The organism is Synechococcus sp. R8-2, assembly GCF_047461715.1.
Classification (GTDB): domain Bacteria; phylum Cyanobacteriota; class Cyanobacteriia; order Thermostichales; family Thermostichaceae; genus Thermostichus.
Genome location: NZ_JANSHQ010000046.1, coordinates 1 through 3,138 on the forward strand (window position 1 = coordinate 1; position 3,138 = coordinate 3,138).

Genomic DNA, 3,138 nt, shown 5'->3' on the forward strand with positions numbered 1-3,138 from the left:
GCGATAGCGGGCCGTAGGCCTTAAAAACGCACCCATTTGCCCCAAACGGGTTGAAAAGTTTCCCCTGCATCCGGCTCCGGGCTGGGCAACCCTGCGGGTTAACTTCGCAGTAAGATTTGCAGTGAGGCTAAAATTAAGTAAACTTCCAGTCGTAAAGCTTCGGCTCTTTGTTAGCACATTTAACAAAACGTTTTATCCGCAGTTTGGGCTGCAACCGGCTATGGCTCGCATACTCATTATTGAGGACGACCCTTCGATTCTGGATATCCTGCGCATCAATCTGGAGTTGGCGGGCTACGAGGTTGTGAAGGCCACCGATGGGGTGCGCGGACAAGCACTGGCTCTGCAAGTTCTCCCCGATCTGATCATCCTCGACCTGATGCTGCCCCAGGTAGATGGCCTGACCGTTTGTCAGCGCTTGCGGCGGGAGGAGCGCACCAGCGAGATCCCGATTTTGATGCTCACCGCCCTCGGCCAAACCCAGGACAAGATCGAGGGCTTTAATGCCGGTGCCGACGACTACCTGACCAAGCCTTTTGAGGTGCAGGAGCTGCTGGTGCGGGTGCGGGCCCTGCTGCGTCGCTCAGACCGGATCCCACAGGCGGCCAAGCATGGGGAGATCCTCACCTATGGCCCTCTCACGCTGGTGCCGGAGCGCTTTGAGGCGTTGTGGTTCGGCAAAACGATCAAGCTCACCCACCTGGAGTTTGACCTGCTCCACTGTCTGATGCAGCGACATGGGCAGACCGTTTCCCCCAGCGAAATCCTGCAGGAGGTGTGGGGCTACGAGCCCGACGACGACATCGAGACCATCCGTGTTCACATCCGCCACCTGCGCACCAAGCTGGAGCCGGATCCCCGCCACCCCCAGTACATCAAAACCGTCTATGGGGCGGGCTACTGTCTGGAGTTGCCCAACATTGCCGATCCCAGCCCACTGCAGCCAGAGCTGGCGAAAGATTCCCACAAATAATGATTCTTTCATGATTCTTGAGGATGCTGCTCACGCAACTGCTAATCTAGGGGATGCCCTGCTGCAGATTGCGCTCTGAGATCTATGCCTGGTGCCATTCGGTATTTGATGTGCCCACCCGATCACTACGAGGTGGACTATGTGATCAACCCCTGGATGGTGGGGAATGTTCACCGCTCTTCGCGAGAACGGGCGCTGCAGCAGTGGCAGGCTCTTTATCGGCATCTCTCGCAACGGGCGGAGGTGAAGCTGATCCAGCCGGTGCCGGGATGGCCGGATATGGTGTTTACGGCGAATGCTGGGCTCATCCTGGGATCCAAGGTGGTGCTGAGCCGTTTTTATCACCCAGAGCGGCAGGGGGAACAGCCCCATTTCAAGGCTTGGTTTGAGGAACAGGGCTACACCGTCTATGAGCTGCCGCCGGCCCTGGCTTTTGAGGGGGCGGGAGATGCTCTGTTGGATCGGGCAGGGCGCTGGCTGTGGGCGGGCTACGGCTTTCGCTCCATGTTGGAGTCTCACCCCTACTTGGCCAAGTGGCTGGGGATCGAGGTGTTGTCTTTGCGGCTGGTGGACGAGCGGTTCTACCACCTAGACACCTGCTTTTGCCCCCTCTCCGAAGGCTATTTGCTTTACTATCCACCGGCTTTTGATGCCTATTCCAACCGCTTGATCGAGATGCGGGTGCCCCCTGAAAAGCGGATCCCGGTTCAGGAGGCGGATGCCATTCACTTTGCCTGCAATGCCGTGGATGTGAACGGCACGATCTTGGTGAATCGGGTCAGCCCAGAGCTGGAAGCCGCCCTACAGGAGCGGGGATTTGCGGTGGTGCAGACGGAGCTGACGGAGTTCCTGAAAGCCGGTGGGGCGGCCAAGTGCCTGACGCTGCGCCTCGACGAGACAGTGGCTCCCCAAACCGATCCGGTGGCCACGGTGCTCAGCCGGACGGTGACCCTCCAGGGACACTTGGTGGACAGCGACCTGCTCACCAGAGCCGTCGATTGCATTGTCGACAATGGCGGCAGCTTCCAGATCCTCAAGTTTCAGCTTGGGGAAAAACGGCAGAGCACTTCCACGGTGGAACTGGCCGTTTCCGCTCCCACCGAAGAGACCCTGGATACCATTCTCAGCGCCTTGATCGAGCAGGGGGCCCGTCTCTCGGAGGAAACCCAGCAAGATGCCCGTCTGGAGCGGGTAGAGAAAGCAGGGGTAGCGCCCGACGATTTTTATGTCACCACCATCTATCCCACGCAGGTGCGGGTGGCCGGCCAGTGGATCCCGGTGCAGCGGCAGCGCATGGATGGGGTGATCGTGGTCAAGGGATCCGATTGCAATGGCAAGACGGAGTTTTCAGCCTATTGCACCCTGATTCGAGATTTGCAGGTGGGGGATGCCGTGGTGTGTGGGGTGGAAGGGATCCGCACCGTGCGCCAGGCCAGCAAAGAGCGCTCTTCCCAGGAGTTCACCTTTATGGGATCGGGGGTCTCCAGCGAGCGGCGGGTGGAGATCCTGGTGGAGCAGATTGCCTGGGAGCTGCGGCAAATCAAGGAGCGGGGCGGCAAAACGGTGGTGGTGGCAGGGCCGGTGGTCATCCACACAGGCGGCGGATCCCACTTGGCCACCCTGATTCGGGAGGGCTATGTGCAGGCGCTGTTGGGGGGCAATGCCATTGCCGTTCACGATTTGGAGCAGAATCTCTACGGCACCTCGCTGGGGGTGGATCTGTCGCGGGGCACGCCGGTCAAGGGCGGCCACAAGCATCACCTCAAAACCATCAACCTCATCCGCAAGTACGGCAGCATCCGGGCCGCAGTGGAAGCGGGCGTGATTACCGGTGGGGTGTTCTACGAGTGCATTCGCGCTCAGGTGCCCTTCTCCCTGGCGGGATCCATCCGCGACGATGGGCCGCTGCCGGATACGGAGATGGATCTGATCAAGGCCCAACAGGATTATGCGCGGCTGCTGCAGGGGGCCGACATGGTGCTGATGCTCTCCAGCATGTTGCACTCCATTGGTGCCGGGAACATGACGCCTGCCGGGGTCAAGCTGATCTGCGTGGACATTAACCCGGCAGTGGTGACCAAGCTGGCCGATCGGGGATCCCTGGAGTCGGTGGGGATTGTTACCGATGTGGGCCTGTTCTTGAGTTTGTTGGTGCAGCAGTTGGC

At 59.9% G+C, this 3,138-nt stretch carries 2 protein-coding genes; both read left to right on the forward strand.

Annotated features, from left to right (window positions below; all coding sequences use genetic code 11):
* Positions 1-220: 220 nt before the first annotated feature.
* Positions 221-973: a response regulator transcription factor gene (locus NW819_RS01325; protein ID WP_414342492.1), complete on the forward strand. Its 753-nt coding sequence runs from the start codon at positions 221-223 to the stop codon at positions 971-973.
* Between the two features lie 84 nt (positions 974-1,057).
* Positions 1,058-3,138, forward strand: a 2,081-nt coding sequence (locus NW819_RS01330; protein WP_414412656.1) for a TIGR00300 family protein, incomplete at its 3' end; no start/stop codon positions are given.